This is a genomic window from Amycolatopsis sp. NPDC114503 (genome assembly GCF_055633655.1).
Genome location: NZ_JBVKDT010000001.1, coordinates 1,466,067 through 1,485,975, shown reverse-complemented (window position 1 = coordinate 1,485,975; position 19,909 = coordinate 1,466,067). Strand labels below are relative to the sequence as shown.

General features: G+C 68.4%; 20 protein-coding genes. 8 read left to right on the top strand and 12 right to left on the bottom strand.

Annotated elements, in window-relative coordinates; all coding sequences use genetic code 11:
- Positions 1-41: 41 nt before the first annotated feature.
- Genes ACZ7OI_RS07285 through ACZ7OI_RS07270 form a run of 4 tightly spaced genes read left to right on the top strand, consistent with a single transcriptional unit; the run spans position 42 to position 3,029 of the window.
- The gene (locus tag ACZ7OI_RS07285) at positions 42-617 is read left to right on the top strand and encodes a TetR/AcrR family transcriptional regulator (protein ID WP_470263245.1); all 576 of its coding nucleotides are present in this window, start codon (positions 42-44) and stop codon (positions 615-617) included.
- On the top strand, positions 617-1,432 hold the full coding sequence (locus ACZ7OI_RS07280) for an MBL fold metallo-hydrolase (protein ID WP_470263244.1): 816 nt from the start codon (positions 617-619) through the stop codon (positions 1,430-1,432). The genes ACZ7OI_RS07285 and ACZ7OI_RS07280 overlap by 1 nt, the downstream gene beginning before the upstream one ends.
- Positions 1,429-2,277: an MBL fold metallo-hydrolase gene (locus ACZ7OI_RS07275; protein ID WP_470263243.1), complete on the top strand. Its 849-nt coding sequence runs from the start codon at positions 1,429-1,431 to the stop codon at positions 2,275-2,277. Before ACZ7OI_RS07280 ends, ACZ7OI_RS07275 begins: the two co-directional genes overlap by 4 nt.
- A gap of 8 nt (positions 2,278-2,285) precedes the next feature.
- On the top strand, positions 2,286-3,029 hold the full coding sequence (locus ACZ7OI_RS07270; RefSeq protein WP_470263242.1) for an MBL fold metallo-hydrolase: 744 nt from the start codon (positions 2,286-2,288) through the stop codon (positions 3,027-3,029).
- Here the strand turns inward: ACZ7OI_RS07270 and ACZ7OI_RS07265 are convergent.
- Positions 3,016-3,741 (bottom strand): SDR family oxidoreductase, encoded by a 726-nt coding sequence (locus ACZ7OI_RS07265; protein WP_470263241.1) that lies wholly within the window; start codon positions 3,739-3,741, stop codon positions 3,016-3,018. The two genes, ACZ7OI_RS07270 and ACZ7OI_RS07265, sit on opposite strands and share 14 nt — an antisense overlap.
- Positions 3,742-3,827: 86 nt before the next feature.
- On the opposite strand from ACZ7OI_RS07265, the gene ACZ7OI_RS07260 reads away from it, so the two are divergent.
- Positions 3,828-4,391 carry a TetR family transcriptional regulator gene (locus ACZ7OI_RS07260; protein WP_470263240.1) on the top strand — a complete coding sequence of 188 codons (564 nt, stop codon included), beginning with the start codon at positions 3,828-3,830 and terminating at the stop codon, positions 4,389-4,391.
- Here ACZ7OI_RS07260 and ACZ7OI_RS07255 read toward each other — a convergent pair whose 3' ends face one another.
- Positions 4,392-5,828 carry an amino acid permease gene (locus ACZ7OI_RS07255; protein ID WP_470263239.1) on the bottom strand — a complete coding sequence of 479 codons (1,437 nt, stop codon included), beginning with the start codon at positions 5,826-5,828 and terminating at the stop codon, positions 4,392-4,394.
- 9 nt (positions 5,829-5,837) lie between these two features.
- Positions 5,838-6,980 carry an aminotransferase class V-fold PLP-dependent enzyme gene (locus ACZ7OI_RS07250; protein WP_470263238.1) on the bottom strand — a complete coding sequence of 381 codons (1,143 nt, stop codon included), beginning with the start codon at positions 6,978-6,980 and terminating at the stop codon, positions 5,838-5,840.
- Positions 6,981-7,237: 257 nt separating this feature from the next.
- Here ACZ7OI_RS07250 and ACZ7OI_RS07245 point away from each other — a divergent pair, with 257 nt between their 5' ends.
- Both ACZ7OI_RS07245 and ACZ7OI_RS07240 read left to right on the top strand, forming a co-directional pair.
- On the top strand, positions 7,238-8,035 hold the full coding sequence (locus ACZ7OI_RS07245) for a cyclase family protein (RefSeq protein ID WP_470263237.1): 798 nt from the start codon (positions 7,238-7,240) through the stop codon (positions 8,033-8,035).
- Entirely contained in the window at positions 8,032-9,660 is a 1,629-nt protein-coding gene (locus ACZ7OI_RS07240) for a thiamine pyrophosphate-binding protein (protein ID WP_470263236.1), read from the top strand. The genes ACZ7OI_RS07245 and ACZ7OI_RS07240 overlap by 4 nt, the downstream gene beginning before the upstream one ends.
- Here ACZ7OI_RS07240 and ACZ7OI_RS07235 read toward each other — a convergent pair.
- The 4 genes from ACZ7OI_RS07235 to pdxH all read right to left on the bottom strand — a co-directional run bounded on the left by ACZ7OI_RS07235 (position 9,620) and on the right by pdxH (position 13,887).
- A complete protein-coding gene (locus ACZ7OI_RS07235; RefSeq protein ID WP_470263235.1) occupies positions 9,620-10,993 on the bottom strand; it encodes an APC family permease in 1,374 nt (457 codons plus the stop codon). The two genes, ACZ7OI_RS07240 and ACZ7OI_RS07235, sit on opposite strands and share 41 nt — an antisense overlap.
- Before the next feature lie 46 nt (positions 10,994-11,039).
- Positions 11,040-11,603 (bottom strand): hypothetical protein, encoded by a 564-nt coding sequence (locus ACZ7OI_RS07230; protein ID WP_470263234.1) that lies wholly within the window; start codon positions 11,601-11,603, stop codon positions 11,040-11,042.
- A gap of 36 nt (positions 11,604-11,639) precedes the next feature.
- Positions 11,640-12,935 carry an MFS transporter gene (locus tag ACZ7OI_RS07225; RefSeq protein ID WP_470263233.1) on the bottom strand — a complete coding sequence of 432 codons (1,296 nt, stop codon included), beginning with the start codon at positions 12,933-12,935 and terminating at the stop codon, positions 11,640-11,642.
- Between the two features lie 286 nt (positions 12,936-13,221).
- Complete coding sequence (gene pdxH, locus ACZ7OI_RS07220) at positions 13,222-13,887, bottom strand: pyridoxamine 5'-phosphate oxidase (RefSeq protein WP_470263232.1); 666 nt, start codon at positions 13,885-13,887, stop codon at positions 13,222-13,224.
- A gap of 246 nt (positions 13,888-14,133) precedes the next feature.
- Here pdxH and ACZ7OI_RS07215 point away from each other — a divergent pair, with 246 nt between their 5' ends.
- Complete coding sequence (locus tag ACZ7OI_RS07215; protein WP_470263231.1) at positions 14,134-15,810, top strand: purine-cytosine permease family protein; 1,677 nt, start codon at positions 14,134-14,136, stop codon at positions 15,808-15,810.
- Here ACZ7OI_RS07215 and ACZ7OI_RS07210 read toward each other — a convergent pair.
- Genes ACZ7OI_RS07210 through ACZ7OI_RS07190 form a run of 5 tightly spaced genes read right to left on the bottom strand, consistent with a single transcriptional unit; the run spans position 15,775 to position 19,903 of the window.
- Entirely contained in the window at positions 15,775-16,503 is a 729-nt protein-coding gene (locus ACZ7OI_RS07210; RefSeq protein ID WP_470263230.1) for an urease accessory protein UreD, read from the bottom strand. The genes ACZ7OI_RS07215 and ACZ7OI_RS07210 overlap by 36 nt on opposite strands.
- Complete coding sequence (gene ureG, locus ACZ7OI_RS07205; protein ID WP_470263229.1) at positions 16,500-17,201, bottom strand: urease accessory protein UreG; 702 nt, start codon at positions 17,199-17,201, stop codon at positions 16,500-16,502. Before ureG ends, ACZ7OI_RS07210 begins: the two co-directional genes overlap by 4 nt.
- The gene (locus tag ACZ7OI_RS07200) at positions 17,191-17,877 is read right to left on the bottom strand and encodes an urease accessory protein UreF (RefSeq protein ID WP_470263228.1); all 687 of its coding nucleotides are present in this window, start codon (positions 17,875-17,877) and stop codon (positions 17,191-17,193) included. Before ACZ7OI_RS07200 ends, ureG begins: the two co-directional genes overlap by 11 nt.
- Entirely contained in the window at positions 17,877-19,598 is a 1,722-nt protein-coding gene (locus ACZ7OI_RS07195; protein ID WP_470263227.1) for an urease subunit alpha, read from the bottom strand. Before ACZ7OI_RS07195 ends, ACZ7OI_RS07200 begins: the two co-directional genes overlap by 1 nt.
- Entirely contained in the window at positions 19,598-19,903 is a 306-nt protein-coding gene (locus ACZ7OI_RS07190) for an urease subunit beta (protein ID WP_470263226.1), read from the bottom strand. The genes ACZ7OI_RS07195 and ACZ7OI_RS07190 overlap by 1 nt, the downstream gene beginning before the upstream one ends.
- Between the last annotated feature and the right edge of the window lie 6 nt (positions 19,904-19,909).

Genomic DNA, 19,909 nt, shown 5'->3' with positions numbered 1-19,909 from the left:
CTAACTAGACCGGTCGTCATAGTTTGAGCTACGGTGGGCGCATGGTCAACCGCACCGACACGCGCCGCCGGATGCTCGAATCGGCGGCTGAGCTGTTTCGCACCCAGGGCTACCACGCCACCGGGATGACGCAGCTCGTGTCCGAAAGCCGGGCCCCGAAGGGCTCGCTGTACTTCCATTTCCCCGGCGGCAAGGAACAGCTGGCCGCCGAAGCGGTACGGCTTTCCGGGGAGCGGCTGGCCGGACAGTTCCGCGAAATCACCGCTGCCGCACCGGATCCGGCCACCGCTATCGACCTCATCGTGGCCGCACTGGCCGCCTCACTGTCCGAATCGGACTTCCGCTGCGGATGTCCAATCGCGACAGTCGCATTGGAAGCCGCCGACAGCGAGCCGATCCGCGCCGCGTGCGACCAGGGTTACGAAGGCTGGCTGCGCGGTATTTCCGCCTACTTCACCCAGCGCGGTCTCCGCGAGGACCGCGCGGATTCTCTGGCGACCATCGTGCTTTCCGCGATCGAAGGCGCACTGCTGCTCGCGCGCACTCGGCGGGATACCGCGCCGCTGCAAGCCGTCGCCGCTCATCTGCACACCACCGTCGAACGGGAGTTCGCCTAATGCGGGTACACCACTTCAACTGCGGCACCATGCGTCCGATCGGCGGCAGACTGGTCGACGGAAAACCTGGATTGCTGCGCCGAGCCACGCTTGTGTGTCACTGCATGCTGGTGGAAACCGGCACCGGACTGACGCTGATCGAGACCGGAATGGGTTCGCCCACCGTCACCGATGCGGCACGCTGGCTCGGCCCGCGCTTCCTGCGGACGTCGAACCCGATGACGGACGAAAGCGAAACCGCGCTGAGCCGCATCCGCGCACTGGGCTTCGACCCCGCCGACGTTCGCGACATCGTCCTCACCCACCTCGATCTCGACCACGCGGGCGGCCTGGTCGATTTCCCGCAGGCCCGCGTGCACGTCTACGGCAAGGAACTCGACGCCTACCGCGCCGGAAACCCGCGCTACCGCGACGTCCAGTTCCGCCACGGTCCACAGTGGAAGTCCTATTCGGACGCTGGCGACAGCTGGTTCGGCCTCGAAGCGGTCCGCGAGCTCGACGGAGTCGAGGGCGTCGCGCTCGTGCCGCTCGCCGGGCACACCGTCGGGCACGCGGGGGTGGCCGTCGACACCGGATCCGGCTGGGTGCTCAACGCGGGCGACGCGTATTTCTTCCACCAGGAGATCGACACCGATTCCTATTGCCCGCCAGGATTGGCTATGTTCGAACGGCGGGTCCAGACGCTGCCCGGGCCGCGGCGCGAGAACCAGCGCCGGTTGCGCGAGCTGCGCCGGGACCACGTCGACGAGGTGACCGTGTTCGCCTCGCACGACCTGACCGATTTCGTCCGGCTCAGCGAGAGGAGCACGGTATGAAGGTGCACCACCTCAACTGCGGCACGATGCGCCCGCTCGGCGGCAAGGCGCTCGACGGCCGCCCCGGAATGCTGCGGCGAAGCACGATCGTGGCGCACTGCCTGCTGGTCGAGACCGCCGATTCGCTCGTGCTGGTCGACACCGGCTTCGGCACCCGTGGCGTCACCGAATCGCGGCGCTGGCTCGGCGGTCCGTTCATGGCGATGGTCGGCGCGAAGCCGACCATGGAAGAGACCGCCGTGGCGCAGATCCGAGCATTGGGCCACGACCCGGCCGACGTCCGGCACATCGTGATGACTCACCTCGACGTCGACCACGCCGGCGGTCTGGCCGATTTCCCTGACGCCACAGTGCATGTCCGCACCACTGAGCGGCGGGCAGCAGACAATCCGAAGAGCTTCCCGGAGAAAACGCGGTACCGCGCCGAGCAATTCGCCCACAGTCCACTGTGGAGCACCTACGACGAAGCCGGCGAAAAGTGGTTCGGCTTCGACACGGTGCGGCCGCTGCGCGGTCTGCCGCCGGAGATCCTGCTCGTCCCGCTGCCCGGCCACACGCACGGCCACTCCGGCGTCGCGGTCGACACCGGCGACGGCTGGCTCCTGCACGCCGGCGACGCGTACTTCTTCCACGGCGAGGTCGCCCCGGTGAGCCCGCACTGCCCGCCGGGCATGCGCGCGTTCGAGGCGATCAACCAGATGGACGGATCCGCCCGCCGCGCCAACCTCGCCCGGTTGCAGGCCCTCGCCCGCGAGAAGCAGGACGAGGTCTCGGTGTTCAGCGCGCACAGCCAGGTCGAATTCCAGGCGCTGCGCCGGAATACCTCGCAGCCCTCCCCGAGTTGACTACTCGCATGACGCGCATCCGGTACGTCGGCGGCCCGACCGCCCTCATCGAGTACGGCGGGATCCGCCTGCTCACCGACCCCACCTTCGACGCCCCCGGCGACTACCCGATCGGCACCCGCTCGTTGACGAAGACCGTCGGCCCGGCCGTCGAGGTCGGCGAGGTGGACGCGGTGTTGCTTTCCCACGACCAGCACCCGGACAACCTGGACGCAGCGGGGCGAAAGTACGCCCTCGACGCCCCGCTGGTCCTGTCCACCGCCTCGGCGAGGGAGCGGATCGGCGACCCCGTTCGCGCCTTGGCCAACTGGGAGTCGCACGACCTCGGCGGCGTCCGCATCACCGGAGTGCCCGCACAGCACGGGCCCGACGGCAGCGAGCATCTCGTCGGCGAAGTCACCGGTTTCGTGCTCGAAAGCGAAGGCCAGCCGACCGTTTACGTCAGCGGAGACAACGCTTCCCTCGACGTGGTGCGGCAGATCGCCGAGCGCTTCGACCGGATCGACATCGCCGTCCTGTTCGCTGGCGGGGCGCAAACTCCGTTGGTCGGCGACGCCTACCTCACGCTGCCCAGCGACGGTGCAGCCGAGGCGGCCCGGATCCTCAACGCGCGTCAGGTCGTCCCGCTGCACTTCGAGCATTGGGCGCATTTCACCCAAGGCCCAGACACCCTCGGACCGGCTTTCACCCAGGCCGGCCTCGCGGACCGGCTGCATCTGCTCAAGCCAGGAGAGCAGATCAGCTTCCCGTAAGCACAAACCCTCCGTCCACAGTGATCACTTCGCCGGTGACGAAACCGTTCTCCATCAAGTACACATTCGTCGCCGCGATCTGCTCGGCCTTGCCGACCGCCTTGGTCAGCGTCCGTTCGGTGAACGCGGCGACCATCGCGTCCAGCTGGGGTTGCGGAAGGCCGTCCCACATCGGCGTGCGGATCGGGCCCGGCCGAACCGTGTTGACGCGGACCGGGGCCAGCTCGACGGCCAGGCCACGGGCCAATCCCTCGATCGCGCCGATCGAAGCAGCCGCGAGCGCCGCGCCGGGCATCGGGCGGACGCCGATGATCCCGGACGTCAGCACGATCGAACCACCCGGCCGAAACCGGGGCGCGGCGTGCTTGACCGCGGCGACCACGCCCCAGTAGCGGACGTCGGACCGGCTCCTGGCCTCGTCGAGCGGCAGGTCCGCCAAAGGCCGCTGATCGAGCGCGTCACCTGCGGTGTACACGAGATGGTCCAGTTCGCCGACGTGCTCGAACAGCGCCGCGATGTTCGCGTCGTCGCGTACGTCGGTGACGAATCCTTCGCAGGCATCCGGCAGTTCGGCGAGCGCCGCGTCCAGCCGTTCCTTGCTGCTCGACGCGATCGTGACGGACGCGCCCGCGTCCGCCGCGGCCCGCGCGGTCGCCAATCCCATGCCCGAGCTGCCGCCGATGACGACGACCCGCTGGTCAACCAAAGACATGATCGGTCCCCTCAAAGTTGATGACTCAGTGAGACATCAACAGTAGCAGTGATGGCCCACTGAGTCATCACTGTTAAGATCTCCACATGCCGCGCTGGGATCCAGAAGCCAAAGAGCGGCTCCGCGCGGCCGCGCTGGAGCTGTTCGCTGAGCACGGCTACGAGAACGCCACGGTCACGCAGATCACCGAGCGCGCCGGGCTGACCCGTCGCACGTTCTCGCGTTACTTCGCGGACAAACGCGACGTGCTGTTCGCCGGGTCGGAGATGCTCCCGGACGCGATGGCCGACGCCGTCCGGCGCGCCGACCCCGAACTTCCGCCGTTTCAAGCATTATTGGCCGCGCTGGTCGAAGCAGGCGATTTGTTCGCTGGCCTGGTTTCTTCTGCCGCCCAACGCCGCGCGATCATCGCGTCCAGCCCGGAGCTGCAGGAACGTGAGCGCACGAAACTGGCCGCCATCACCGCAGCAGTCGTCGAAGCACTGCGGGAACGTGGCGCGACCGAATCGAGCGCGAAGATGCTCGCCCAGGTCGGCATCGCGGTGTTCCAAACCGCGTTCGAGCGATGGTCCGATCAGCCCGAGGACACGGATTTCGCGGTGCGGGTGCAGGAGGCGGCGGCCGAACTCGCCGCCCACCTGTCCCCGTGACTACGCCTTTTCGCGCACCTCGACCAACGTAGAGTCTTCCAATTCCGCTTCCGCGGCCTGCTTTGTCCGCCCGGTCGCCCTCAGCACCAGGTAAGCCACCACCAGCAGGACGAAGAACGGAATCCCGAACTTCCACGCCGGGTCGAGACCTTCGATCCAGAACGTCGAAATCAGGACGGTGGCAAGGAAAGCGATCACCACGACGTTCACGACCGGCGCGCCCCACAACCGCACCGGCGACGGCGGCAGACCGGCCCGTCGGCGGCGGATCCGGAACGCCAAGTGCGTCACCAGAATGATCATCCACACCACGAGCGCGGCGAAGATCGAAATGCCGAACAGCACGAGATACGCGCCCGAATCGGAATTCTTGGACAGGATGGTCGCGATTACGAGGCCCGCGGTGGACAGCACGAGCGCGTTGCGCGGCACTCCGGACCTGGTCAGCCGTCCCGCCCAGGACGGGGCGAATCGGTGCTCGGCAAGGGAATGCAGCATGCGCGTGGTGAGGTAGAGGTTGGTGTTCGCGCTCGACAACGCGGCGGTCAGGACCACGAAGTTCATGATCGTCGCCGCTGCCGGAACCCCAGCGGCTTGGAAGACGCGGACGAACGGGCTGGCGGTGATAGACCCGCCCTCGCCGGTGACGGTCCACGGCACCACCAAGACGACGATGAGCATTGCGGCGACATAGAAAATCGCCAGCCGCACCACCATCGCCCGAGCCGCGCGCGGGATGTCGCGGGTCGGGTTTTCGGATTCGGCCGCGGTCACCGAAACGACCTCGGTGCCGATGTAGCTGAACAGGACGAACACCATGGCCAGCAATAGTCCGGACACGCCGTTCGGCAGGAATCCGCCGCCCGCGCTGAGATTCGTGAAACCGGGAGCGGGCGCCTTCGGCAGGCCGAAGAACACGAGGATCAAGCCCAGCGCGACGAAAACCAGGATCGCGCAGACCTTGATCATCGCGAACCAGTACTCGAACTCGCCGAAAATGTGCACCGCCGCGCCGTTGACGACGATCACCAGCAGCGAGAACACCGCGACCGGCACCCACAGCGGGATCTGCGGCCACCAGAACTGGACGTACACGCCGGCCGCGATCGTCTCGCCGCCGATCGCGATCACTTGCATCGCCCAGTACGCCCAGCGCACGACGAACCCGCTGCCCGCGCCGAGGTACTTCTGCGCGATGCTGCCGAACGCGCCCGCGGCCGGGTGCACCACCACCATTTCCGCCAGCGCCCAGGAAATCGCCAGCGCGACGAGTCCACAAAGGACGTAGGCGAGCACGACGCCCGGCCCCGCGTGCGAGATCGCCAGGCTCGATCCGAGGAAAAGGCCGGTGCCGATGGCCCCGCCGATTCCGATCATCGTCAACTGCCTGCCGCGCAGCCTCCGCTGCAACCGGTTCGGGGACGGGGACTCGGCCATGTCTGCTCCCTACTGGCTCGCCCGGTACTCGGCGATCGCCGCGACGACGGCGTCGAGATCGGACTCGACGTTGTAGTAGTGCAAGGACATCCGCAGCACGTCGCCGCGGGCACTGCACACGATCCGCCGCCCGGCGAGGAACGCCGCCAGCGCGTCGGGATCCCGGTCGGCCAAAGCGACGAGCGGACCGCGCCGCGCGTCCTCCAGCGGGGACCGGAGCTGTTCCCCAGCGTCCAGCAGCCGCTGCTGCAACTGCCCGGTCAACCCTCCGATGTGGTCACGCACCCGATGCGCGTCCAGCCGGTGCAGCAGCTTCAGACCGGCGACCGCGCCGTACGCGGACGGGATCGACGGTGTCCCGGTCTCGAATCGGCGGGCGTGCTCGGGGTAGTCGAGGTGCCGAGGGTCGAATTCGAACGGGTTCGTGCGGCCGAACCAGCCGGTCAGCGGCGGGGAGACCTCGTCGTGCAATCCCGGCCGCACATAGAGGAACGCGATCCCGGAGATGCCGAGCAGGTACTTCAGGCTTCCGCTGACGAGATAGTCGCAGCCGAGTTCGGCGACGTCGACCGGCTCGACGCCGAGCCCTTGGTAGGCGTCGACAAAGCTCCGCGCACCGTTTTCCCGGGCCAGTGCGGCGACTTCGCGCACCGGAAACCGCAAACCGTTGGCGTAACTGACCAATGGGACGGATACCAGCTGCGTTTGCTCGGTGATGAGCGCGGCGTAATCCTCGGTGTCGACCAGGCCGTCGTGCTGCGAAACGAACTGGATGTCCGCACCGCGGCCCTGCTGCGCCAGCCAAACATGGCCCAGCGACGGGAATTCCAGGTCAGTCGTGACGATTCCGGTCCGCGGCGACCACGCCTGCGTGGACGCGACCTGATACGCCCCTTCGGACGCCGACGGCACGACGGCGATGTCGTCCGCGTCCGCGCCAATCAGCTGAGCGAACAACGCCCGCGCCTCGGCGACCTTCACCATCCACTTGTCCCACGGCGCCCCGTGCTCGCGGATCGTGTGCTGGAACTCGAAAAGCTCCGCGGTCAGCGCGTCCGAGAGCGCGCCCTGGCTGCAGCTCGCGAGGTGCACCGAGTCCGCGAAGGCGGGGAAATGCGCCCGGAAAGCGGCCGGGCTGGGCTGGTCGGTCACGACACTCCGTTCCTTGACTGGCGGGCGAGACCGGTCCGTTCGCCACCGTAACGGCGCGAGCACCGTGCGTCGATGCTCCGTCCCGGCGGCCTTGCGGCACCGGAAGCCCTGGTCGAGGCTCCGTGTTCACCCTGACTGATCTTCGGCAGCTATTCCGTCAGTGCTGTTGAAACCGGTACTGTAGATATGGCCTTCCGCGCTGTCAACGACCGTCAAGGATCCGCAATAGCGCGCCCCGCGACCGAGAGGACGCACCGATGAGCACTCCCGCCGCAACCGCGGTCGACCAGCTCCTGACCCAGCTGGCCGAGGGCCGGCTGCGGGTCGTCGACCTCACCAACAAGCTCAGCGCCGCCACCCCGACCCTGCAGTTGCCCGAACCGTTCGCGAACCTGATCGACTTCAGTCTCGAATCGGTCAGCGAGTTCGACGACTCCGGACCGTTGTGGCGGCACAACAACATCCACACCGGCGAGCACATCGGCACCCACCTCGACGCGCCGCGGCACTGGATCTCCAACCGCGACGGCGCGGACGTTTCGGAGCTTCCGGTCGGCAGGCTGATCGGGCCCGCGCACGTCCTCGACATCTCCGCGCGCGTCGCCGACAACCCGGACTTCCTGCTGGAGATCGACGACATCCGGGCCTGGGAAGCCGAGCACGGTCCGTTGCGCGCGGGCGGCTGGCTGCTCGTGCACTCCGGATGGGACCAGTACGCGCAAGACCGCGACGCGTTCCTCAACTTCTCCGACGGGGCCAGCCACACCCCCGGCATCTCGGCCGCGGCGGCGAAATGGCTCGCCGAGGAAACGCCGATCGCCGGCTACGGCGTGGAAACCGTCGGCATCGACGCCGGGAACGGCTTCGCGCTCGACCCGCCGATGCCCGCGCACCACCACCTGCTCGGCGCGGACAAGTACGGCATCACCTCGTTGCAGAATCTCGGCTCGCTGCCGCCGTCCGGTGCGCTCATCGTGGTCTGCCCGCTGCCGATCGTCGGCGGCACCGGCAGTCCGGCGCGGGTGCTCGCGGTGGTGCCGGGAGGTCAGGCGTGAACGTCGCGCAAGCCGTCGGGATCGCGTTGGCCCGGTTCGGCGTCCGCAAGGCGTTCGGCGTTGTCGGGAGCGGGAATTTCCACTTCACCAACGGCTTGATTCAGGGCGGGGCCGAGTTTGTCGCGGCCCGCCACGAGGGCGGCGCGACCACGATGGCCGACGCGTACGCGCGGTGCAGCGGCGAGGTCGCGGCGGTGTCGGTGCATCAGGGCTGCGGATTGGGCAACGCGGCCACCGGGATCGGAGAAGCGGCGAAGAGTCGAACGCCGCTGGTCATCGTCACCGGCGAGGCGACGGATCCGCTGTCGAACTTCCACATCGACCAGGACGCGCTCGTCCGGTCGGTGGGAGCGGGCAGCATCCTGGTGCGGTCAGCGAAAACCGCGCTGGCTGACGTGCGACGGGCGTTCACTCAAGCAAGGCGTGACCGGCGGACCGTCCTTTTGCGACTCCCGCTGGACGTGCAAGCCGAGCCTTTCGAGGAAGGTCTTCTCGACGGCCTGACCGCTATCGAACCACTGCCTCAGCCGCGCGCCGCTGAGGCGGAGGTGAAGGCGCTCGCTTCAATTCTGCAGAAGGCCGAGCGTCCGGTATTCCTTTGTGGACGCGGTTCCCGAGCAGCCCGGACGGAACTGGTCGCGCTGGCTGACCGCTGTGGAGCGCTGCTCGCCGAAGGCGCGGTCGCGAAAGGACTGTTCACCGGCGAGCCGTGGTCAATCGGGGTGTCTGGCGGATTTTCGTCACCGCTGACGACTGAACTCATCCAGGGTGCGGACGTCGTCGTCGGCTGGGGCTCGGCGCTCAACGACTGGACCACCGCGCACGGACGGCTGCTCTCGCCGGAAACCACGCTTGTGCAGGTCGATCTGGAATCCGCCGCACTGGGCCGCAATCGGCCGGCCGATCTCGGCATCGTCGGTGACGTCGCCGGTACCGCGCTGGCGGTGACCGAACAGCTCAGTGTCCACAATGGATACCGCACCGGCGAGCTCAAAGCCCGGATCGCCCGGGAAATCCGCTGGCGCGACAACGAACACGACGACGCCGGAACCGCCGACGTGATCGACCCGCGCACCCTGTCCGCGGCGCTGGACGACCTCATTCCGGCCAACCGGGTCGTCGGCGTCGATTCGGGGAACTTCATGGGCTACCCCACGATGTACCTCGACGTCCCCGACGAGAACGGCTTCTGCTTCACCCAGGCGTTCCAGTCGATCGGCCTCGGACTGGCCACCGCGATCGGCGCGGCGCTCGCCCAGCCGGACCGCTTCCCGGTCGCGGCGTGCGGCGACGGCGGGTTCCTGATGAGCATCGCCGAACTGGAAACCGTCGTACGCCTGAAGCTGCCGATGCTGATCGTCGTCTACAACGACCACGCCTACGGCGCCGAGGTGTATTTCTTCGAGCCCGGCGGACATCCAGCCGACACAGTCACCTTCCCCGACACGGACATCGCCGCCATCGCCCGCGGTTACGGCTGTGACGCAATCACCGTCCGCGCCAAGGAAGACCTCGACGAGGTGGCGACCCGGGTCGCCGCCGGACTCGACCGCCCGCTGGTGGTCGACGCGAAAATCGCCGGGTTCAGCGCTTGGTGGCTCCAGGCCGCGATGACGCACTGCTGAGCGCCCGCTTCACCAGGAGGTTCACCACCCACAACAGGACGCCCACGGCGAGCAGGATGCCGGCCACCCGGTAATCCTGCGCCGGGCGGCCGGACAGCGGGCTGACCAGGTGCAGGCAGAACACCGCGGCCAGCACCGGCAGCACCGTCGGCGCCCGGAAATGCTTGTGCGGCACTTTGTCCTTGCGCAGCACCAGAAGCGCGATGTTGACGATGGCGAACACCACGAGCAGCAGCAACGCGGTCGTGCCGCCGAGCGCACTGATGTCCACAAAGGACACCAGACCGATGGCGATGACGCTGGTGAAAATGATCGACACCCAGGGCGTCCGGCGTGTCGGGTGCACGCGACCGAATACCGGCGGCAAAACGCGTTCGTTCGCGAGGCCGTACAGCAACCGGCTGGCCATCAGCATGTTGATCAGGGCGGAATTGATCACCGCGAACAGGCCGATCGCGGAGAAAATTTCACGCGGGAATCCGGGCGCGCCGACGTCGAGCACCTTCAGCAGCGCGTCGCTTTTCGCACCGGCCAGCTCAGCAGCCGGGACCAGCAGCGAGGACGTCACCGAGACCAGCACGTAGATCGTCGCGGCGATGACCATGCCCCAGAGCATCGCGCGCGGGAAAATCCGTACTGGGTCATGGCATTCCTCGGCCATGTTGACCGAGTCCTCGAAGCCCACCATCGCGAAGAACGCCAGCGACGTCGCCGAGGAGATGGCGACCAGCCACGTCTTGTCCGCGGTGTCGATCTCGACCAGCCGGGAGGGTTCGCCGTCGCCGTTCAGCACCGCCCACACGCCGACGCCGATGATGATCAGCAAACCGGACAGCTCGATGCAGGTGAGGACGACGTTGGCCTTCACCGATTCGCCGACGCCGCGGAAATTGATCAACGCCAGCATCACCACGAACGCGATGCCGACCAGCACCGTCGGCAGCTTCACGAACGCCGCGAGATAGGTCGCGCCGAACGCGACAGCCGCCGACGACGCCGAGGTGATCCCGGAGCACATCACCGCGAACGCGACCATGAAGGTCAGGAACGGCACCCCGAACGCCTTGTTCGTATACAGCGCCGCGCCGGCCGCGCGCGGGTATTTGCCGACCAGTTCGAGATAGCTGAACGCGGTCATGAACGCGACCACGAACGCCAGCAGGAACGGCAGCCACAACGCGCCGCCGACGCGTCCGGCGACCTGCCCGGTCAGCGCGCACACGCCGGTGCCGATGATGTCGCCGACCACGAAGAACAGCAGCAGCTTCGGTCCCATGACCCGCAGCAGCGCCGGCTCGGCGGCTTGGGAGGTGCCCTCGCTCACGTCCGTCATGGGCGATTAGTGTGCCTTGTCCGGACAGGTGAGGAAAGTCGGCCGATCAGGCCTTGGCGACCGCCGTGTGCACGAGCGGGGTCATCATTTCCTTGGTCATCTTGACCGGTCCGGTGTAGTTGACCAGCACCGGAACCCCGTTGGACACCTTGGCCGCGGCGAGCGTGGCGGTCTTCTGCTCGTCGGTGTAGAAAACCGCGCCGTCCGGGAAGCCCGGCACGTCGACCGCGCCCGGCTTGGCCTTCTTGATCGCGGCGATCATGTCGGCGGCCTTGGCCTTGCGACCCTCGTAGCGGGTCACCGCGAGCGCGCCGGCGGTCTTGCCCTCGACGAGGTATTCGCAGCTCGTGGCCTTGCCGCCGTTGCTCGGGTTGTCGTGGGCGGGGCCGGCCTTCGACGTGATGCCGGGGATCTTGATCGCCTTGCTGACGTCGTCGGACGGCAGCAGGGCGCAGGTGTCCGACGCCTTGCCGGCCGGCGCGGACGAGGAGGGCTGGGAGGACGGAGCCTTGGTTGCGGGCGGCGGCGCGGCTGCTTTCTGCTCGCCGGAGGAGCAGGCGGTCAGGACAGCGGCGGCGGAGATCAACAAAGCGATCGGATATGCACGCATATCGGGCATGCTATTCCGATCGGAGTAACGCGAGCGTCAGTGGCCCTCTTCAACCGGCGCCCGATACCGCCAGAATCCGGGCAGGACGGCCAGCGAGGCCACCGTCAACACGATCACCAGCAGGCCACCGCCGGTCGCCGCGATCCTGGTCCCCCACGACGCGGCGGACCAGCCGTGCGTGAGGTCGGCGATCCGCGGCCCGCCCGCGACCACCACGGTGAACACGCCCTGGAGCCGTCCGCGCATCTCGTCGGTGGTCGCGGTCTGCAGGATCGCCTGCCGGTACACCGAGCTGACCATGTCCGCCGCGCCGCCGAGCGCCATGAAGATCACGGCCAGCCACAGCGCATGCGCGAGCCCGAACGCCGCCATCGCCGCGCCCCAGCAGCAGATCGCGATGACGACCGCGGCCCCCTGCCGCTGCACCCGGTGCAGCCAGCCGGAGAACAACCCGATCAGCATCGCGCCCGCGGGCAGCGCGGCGTAAAGCATGCCGAGCGCCGGACCGCCGCCGGGCGGGTCGCCGAACGTCCGCTCGGCCATCTCCGGGATCAACGCGCGCGGCATGCCGGCGACCATCGCGATAATGTCGACGACGAACGACGCCAGCAGCACTTTTTGCTTGGCCAGATAACGGAATCCGTCGATGACCGAGCCGATTCCCGCCTTGCGCGTCCCCTCGCCGAGCGGCGGGATCGAGGGCAGCCGCCACACCGCGATCAACGTGATCGCCAGTGCGCAGACGTCCACCAAGTACAAAGTGGACAGTCCGATCACCGGGATCAGCGCCCCGCCGAACAGCGGTCCGAACACCGCGCCGAACGTGGCCATCGTGGTGTTGAGCGCGTTCGCCGACGGCAGCAGCGAGGCGGGCACCAGCCGCGCGACGACCGCGCCGCGAGTGGGCATGTTGATCGCGAAGAACGCCTGGTTCGCGGCGAGCAGCCCGAGCACGAGCCACACCGAATGCATCCCGGCGAACGCCTGGAGCCACAGCAGTGCGGAGGTGACCGCGACGCCGACGTTGGTGACGAGGAGCAACTTCCGCCGGTCGACGGCGTCGGCGATCGCGCCGCCCCAGAGCCCGAACACGAGCAACGGCACGAGCGCGACCGCACCGGTCAACCCGACGTAACCGGACGATCCGGTGATATCGAAGACCTGCTTCGGCACCGCCACCGCGGTGAGCTGCGACCCGACCGCGGTGACCGCGGTGGACATCCACAGCCGTCGAAAAGCCGGGATCCTGAGCGGACGAGTGTCGACGACGATCCGGCCGAGGAGCTTGCGGGCCCCGGTACGGGGCGGGCGTATCCCCGGTTCTGAAGTCACGAGCTATCAGCTTAGTTGCGCTAACGAAGCTGACGCAGGTGATTTTCCCCGCAGGCTGGCGGGATGGGGTTTGTTGACGACCGGAGCCGCGCCTTGGCGGAGGCCGAAGCGCCCCAGCGTGGCGTTCGGTGCACGGGTCTCGTCGCTGAGAAGTCCGTGAGGGCCGCCTTGAGGGAATCTGATTCCCTCAAGGCGGCCCTCACGGACGTTCGCGTGGTGGACCCGCCCGGTGAAACGAAACGCCGCCCCCAGGCCCAAGCCCAGGGACGGCGTCCACAGCAAAAGATCAGGGAGCCAACCGCTCCACGTGCCAGCCGTCGTGGGTGCGGTGGAAGCGGAGGCGGTCGTGCAGCCGGTCCTCGCGGCCCTGCCAGAACTCGACGAAGTCCGGGCGGATGCGCCAGCCTCCCCAGTGCGGCGGGGCGGGGATGTGCTCGACGTCGGCGAAGCGGCGTTCGATGTTGCGCAGGGCGTTGTCCAGCGCGCGCCGTCCCTCGACCACTCGCGACTGCGGCGACGCCCACGCCCCGAGCTGCGAACCGCGCGGACGCTGGGCCCAGTAGGCGGCCGTCTCGTCCGCGCTGACCTTCTCGACCTCGCCGCGGACCGTCACCTGGCGGTGCAGCGGGTACCAGGGGAAGGTGGCCGACGCGTAGCGCGTGGCCGTGAGGTCGTGGCTCTTCGACGAGGTGTAGTTCGTGTAGAAAACCACTCCGCGGTCGTCGAAGCCCTTGCACAGCACCGTGCGCGAAGAGGGCCTGCCCTCGGCGTCGGCGGTCGCGAGCACCATCGCGTTGGGCTCCGCGAGCGCTTCGGAAACCGCTTGGCTCAGCCAGCTTTCCAGCTGGTCATGCCACGTGGCCGCGAGCGCCGTCTCGTCAAACGGCGCGCTGTCGTAAGCCACCCGCATGCCAGGCAGCCGCACGACCGCCTCGTCGATCTCCGGTGTCATCCGGCCCAACCTCCGTTACCCCTGGTGAGGGTGTCGAATCACGGCTATCCAGCGACGGTATTGGGTCGCCGGTCCCGGCGAAACCCACCGAACGGTGACTCCTGCCACGCCTGGCCGGCCATCGGGCCTTAACCGCAGGACGCCGAGTTGTAACGCGCCGTTCACGGGCAGGCCCCTGATCGATACAGCCCGCCCCTACCTTTCGACCTGCTCCGGCACCCGTCCCCAGTTACGGAGGCAGGTCACATGACCGAAACTCTGTCCGAACGCGACGATACGCAAAAACCGCAACGCACCTACGCCGCACTCGCCGCCGACGAAAACCGCGAGGACTACTCGCTGCGCTTCGCCGCGCAATCGTTCCGGCGCTGGTCGCCGTTCGTCGTCGCGACGACCGCGCTGGGCGGGATCGCCTACCTCGCCGACTTCGCCATCGGCGCCAGCATCGTGCTGTCCTACGGCTTCACCTCAGGAGTTCTCGCCATCCTGGCCGCCGCGGCGGTGATCTTCGTGACCGGGGTGCCGATCGCGCGCGCCTGCGCGACCTACGGCGTGGACATGGACCTGCTCACCCGCGGCGCCGGGTTCGGCTACTTCGGGTCCACCCTCACCTCGCTCGTCTATGCCAGTTTCACCGTGATCTTCTTCTCCCTCGAAGGCTCGATCATGGGCCAGGCGTTCCAGCTGGCGCTCGGCATTCCGCTGCCGATCGGCTACCTGCTGGCGACGCTGATCGTGCTGCCGTTCGCGCTCTACGGGATGGGCGCGGTCGCGAAGATGCAGACCTGGACGCAGCCGATCTGGATCGCCGGGCTGGTGCTGCCGTTCGTCGTCGTGCTCGTGCGGGAACCCGGACGATTCGCCGATTTCGCGACGTTCGGCGGCATCGAGGGCGCGGGTTCCGGATTCTCCGCGGTCGGCTTCGGTTTCGGGATGGGCATCGCGCTCTCGCTGATCGGGCAGATCGGCGAGCAGGCCGACTACTTGCGCTTCATGCCGGCGAAGACGGCGGAGAACAAGCGTTCCTGGTGGGCCGCGGTGCTCGCCGCCGGGCCGGGCTGGGTGGTGCTCGGCGCGGCCAAGCAGATCGGCGGCGCCCTGCTGGCCTTCCTCGCGCTCGGAGCGGTCGGCAAGACCGCGGCGCTGGAGCCGATCGCGCCCTATCTCGAGGCGGTGCGGCCCGCGCTCGGACCGGCCGCGCTCACCTTCGCCGCGTTGTTCGTGGTGGTTTCGCAGATCAAGATCAACACGACGAACGCGTACTCCGGCTCGCTGTCGTTCGCGAACTTCTTCTCCCGCGTAGTGCACCGCCACCCGGGCCGTGCCTGGTACGTGCTGGTCAACTGCGGGATCGCGCTCGCGCTGATGGAGTTCGGCGCGTTCGGTTTCCTGAACAAGATCCTCGGCTTCTATTCGAACGTCGCGATCGCCTGGATCGGCGCGGTGTGCGCGGACCTCGTGATCGCGAAACCGCTCGGCCTCTCGCCGCGCTACATCGAGTTCAAACGGGCTTACCTGCACAAGGTCAACCCGGTCGGCTTCGGTGCCATGGTGCTCGCTTCCGCGGTGTCGATCGCGGCGTACTTCGGCGCGTTCGGCGAATACCTGGCGGCCTTCAGTCCGCTGCTGGCGCTGGTGATCGCCGTCGCGCTGGTGCCGGTGCTCGCGGCGGCCACCCGCGGCCGGTACTACCTGGTGCGGCCCAACCTCGTTTCCGGCCCGGAGATCGACCAGGACCCCACCGCCACGCACAACTGCTCGGTCTGCGGCGACGCCTACGAACTGCCGGACATCGCCGACTGCGCCAATCAAGGCGGCGCGATCTGTTCGCTGTGCTGCACGCTGGACAGCAGCTGCCACGACATGTGCCGCGAGGCCGGCCCGGTCTCACTGCCCGAGCCGACTTTCCGCACCGCCGGATAGACCGAGTCTCGACGCGGTCACCACGTCCGGGCCGACCGCGGTCGTCAGCGTGCCGCCCGCGGCGAGCGGGGTCCGCGACCACCAGGGTCCGGACTCCGCTCGCCGCGGCGGTCCGCCGAACTCGACCTCCGTCACCAGCACCCGATGTCCGGCCAGCACGGCGAGGCTCGCGTCCAAAAGAGCATCGCCGACGGTCTGCGTCTGCCGAAGTGCCGGAATGTTGCCGCAGGTCACGTGCACTGTCGAGGACAACCGGCCCGGACGCTCGCCCTCGCGGCCGAGGACGAGCACCTCCCGGGTGCGGAACCGGGCGTCGGCAGCCAGGTCGGCGCGCAGCATGGCGACGTGGTCGGCGCGGGCGGTGACGACGGTCGGCTCCGGCAGGTACTCGAACGAACCGCCGTCCTCGACCACGATCTCCACAGTGGACAAACTCGGCACCTCGCGCAGACCGGGCAACGCGAGGGTCGCCGCGACGCCGGAAAGCGTCAGCTCCGCACCGCGCCCGACCCGGATCTCGAGCCGTAGCTCATCGCCGCCGAGGGGCGCGGTCGCCGAGTTGACCAGATGCACCACCGCACCAGGGCCGCGCTGCCGACGCGGGACGAGCGTCAGCGGTGCCATCGACTTCAGTTCTCGCAGCACCGTCCGTCCGTCGTCGAGGACGGCGACCAGGCGCGCGTGCGCCTTCACCCCTGCCGGACCGGCACCAGCGAACGCACCCAGTCCGCGACCGCGGGAGCGTCCGGAGTGTCCACTAGGGACTGGGTGAACACCGGCAGCTCGCCGCGCATGTGGTGGGCGTCCGAGGTCATCACGGTCAGGTCGGCGCCGACCAGAGGGGCGAGGTCGGTTTTGTTGATCACCAGCAGGTCGGCTGTCGTGACGCCGGGGCCGCCCTTGCGCGGCACCTTGTCGCCGCCCGCGACGTCGACCACGAAGATCTGGCTGTCGGCCAGTCCGCGGCTGAACACCGCGGTCAGGTTGTCGCCGCCGCTTTCCACGATCACCAACTCCAGGCCGGGGAACTTTTCCTCCAGCCGTTCCACCGCGTCGAGGTTCGCGGTGATGTCGTCGCGGATCGCGGTGTGCGGGCAGGCTCCGGTCTGCACCGCTTCGATCCGTTCCGGGTCGAGAACGCCTGCTCGGCGCAGGAAGTCCGCGTCCTCGGTCGTATAGATGTCGTTGGTGACCACGGCCAGCTTGTATTCGCCGCCCAGCGCCCGGCACAACGCCGCGGTGAGCGCGGTCTTGCCGCTGCCGACCGGGCCGCCGATGCCGATCCGGTACGCCCGCCCGGCGGTCGGCGCCGCGTCGTAGTGGTCCGGTTCGGCGGCGGTGGGGTCGAAGTTGACGGCGTGGAAGTGCCCGTGACCGTGTTCAGCTGGCAAAGAGACGCACCTCTTCCTGGTGATGCCGAGCGTGTTCCTCGGCGAACAAATCCAGCGCCGGCGACGCTGGCGCTGGCAAATCGGCCGGTTCGGCACCGGCGGTCTCGGCGGCCTGCCCGCTTACTTCGCGCAACGGTCCAGCCAGCCGCGCGACCACTGCGTTCACGGCGAACGGATCCAGCCCGAGCAGCCGTACGGCCGCGCTCGCCGGACCGCTCACGGCGAGGTAGGCCACCGCCATGGCCGCGTCGAACGGACTGCCGCCGCCGATCCCGACGAGCGCACCGCTGATGATCGGGTGATGCGGGCGCGGGGTTTCGGCAAGCAGTTGCGACAGCACTGGTGACGGCCACGCGGCACGTCCGGCTCGCGCCGTGCCCCGGCCTTGCGCTCGCGACGCTTCCCGTTGCGCGAGCGAGGGCGTACGGGCGTCGAGTTCCTGATCGAGCCGTCGCCAATGGACACTTTCGACAGCTCGGGCGGCGGCATGTGCCGAGGCAGCGGCGAACACGGCGGCGAGAAGTCCTGCGGTACGCAACCGTCCGAAGAGGAATCCCGGCAAATCGCGTTCGGACCGGACAAGGCCGCGTGCCGCTACCTCCTCGAGGCCACCGGAATGCACATGTCCGCCACCGGGGAACCGGGAGTCCGAGAGAATGAGTGCGACCGGGTCCATCAGAACAGGAAATACCGCTGCGCCATGGGCAATTCGGCCACCGGATGCGGTTCGATCAGCTCGCCGTCCACGCGCACCGCGAAGCTGTCCGGGTCCACTCGCACCGCCGGGGTCGCGTCGTTCAGCACCATGTCCGCTTTCGTCCGGCGGCGGGTATTGGCCACCGGCACCAATGGCCGCACGAGGCGGAATCGTTCTGACAACCCGGAGTCCAGCGCTTCCGGGGCCACGAAATGCAGGCTGGACGCGGCCGCCACGGCAGGCGCGGCACCGAACATCGGCCGCGCGAGCACCGGCTGCGGCGTGGGGATCGAAGCGTTCGCGTCCCCCATCGCCGCCCAGGCCGGGAAGCCGCCTTTCAGCACCACGTGCGGGCGCACGCCGAAGAATTTCGGTTCCCACAGCACGAGGTCGGCGAGTTTGCCGACCTCCACTGAGCCGATCTCCGCGTCCATTCCGTGCGCGATCGCCGGGTTGATCGTGTATTTCGCGACGTAACGACGGGCGCGCAGATTGTCCGCCGCACCATCGCCGGGAAGCGCGCCACGGCGGGCTTTCATCACGTGCGCGGTCTGCCAGGTCCGGATGATCACCTCGCCGATCCGTCCCATGGCCTGCGAGTCGGAACTCATCATCGAAATCGCGCCGAGGTCGTGCAGCACGTCCTCGGCGGCGATGGTGCTCGGCCGGATCCGGCTTTCCGCGAACGCGAGGTCCTCGGGCACCGACGGGTTCAGATGGTGGCACACCATCAGCATGTCCAGGTGCTCGTCGAGAGTGTTGACGGTGTGCGGCCGGGTCGGGTTCGTCGACGAAGGAAGGAAATTCGCCATTCCGGAGACCTCGATGATGTCCGGCGCGTGCCCGCCGCCCGCTCCCTCGGTGTGGTAGGCGTTGATCGACCGTCCGCCGATCGCCTCCACAGTGGACTCCAGGAAGCCCGCTTCGTTGAGAGTGTCGGTGTGGATCGCGACCTGCACGCCGGATTCATCAGCGACGGTGAGACAGGCGTCGATCGCGGCCGGTGTCGATCCCCAGTCCTCGTGCAGCTTGAAGCCGCCCGCCCCGGCGGCCAGCTGCTCCCGCAAAGCATCGTGCCGAACGGTGTTCCCCTTGCCCAGCAGCAACACATTCACTGGCTGACCGTCCATCGCGGACAGCATCCGGCCGAGGTTCCAGGCGCCGGGAGTCACCGTGGTCGCCTTGGTGCCTTCGTTCGGCCCGGTGCCGCCACCGACCAAAGTGGTCAGTCCGGCCGCGAGCGCGGTGTCCACCAGCTGCGGGCAGACGAAATGCACGTGACAGTCGATACCGCCGGCGGTGAGGATCTTCCCGTTGCCCGCCAGCACTTCCGTGGACGGCCCGATCACCAGCGCCGGGTCGACACCGTCCATGGTGTCCGGATTACCCGCCTTTCCGATGCCGACGATCCGGCCGTCGCGAACACCGACGTCAGCCTTGACGACACCCCAGTGGTCGAGAATCACCGCGCCGGTGATCACCAGATCCGGCGCTCCTTCGGCGCGGGTGGCCATCCCCTGGCCCATCGACTCGCGGATCACCTTGCCGCCGCCGAAAAGCACCTCGTCGCCGCTGCCGCCAGGCCCCATCGAGCGGTCCTCGGTCACCTCGATCAGCAGGTCGGTATCGGCGAGCCGGATCCGGTCGCCAGCGGTCGGGCCGAACAACTCGGCATAACGGGCGCGGTCGATCTCCGGCATCAGAACTCCCCGGCGTATTCGGCGCGCAGCCCCGGCACCCGCCGGTTTCCGCGGAGCGGCACGAGGTCGACCTCCCGGTCGATGCCCGGCTCGAACCGCACGGAGGTCCCGGCCGGCACATCGAGCCGGTGCCCGCGAGCCGCTTCGCGGTCGAACTCCAGACCGGGATTGACCGCGGCGAAGTGATAGTGCGACCCGACCTGCACCGGCCGGTCGCCGAGGTTGCGCACGCGCAGCCGGACCCGGGCCCGGCCCGGATTCAGCGGCACCGGCTCGTCGCCGGGAATGATCTCGCCTGGCCGCAAGAAGTC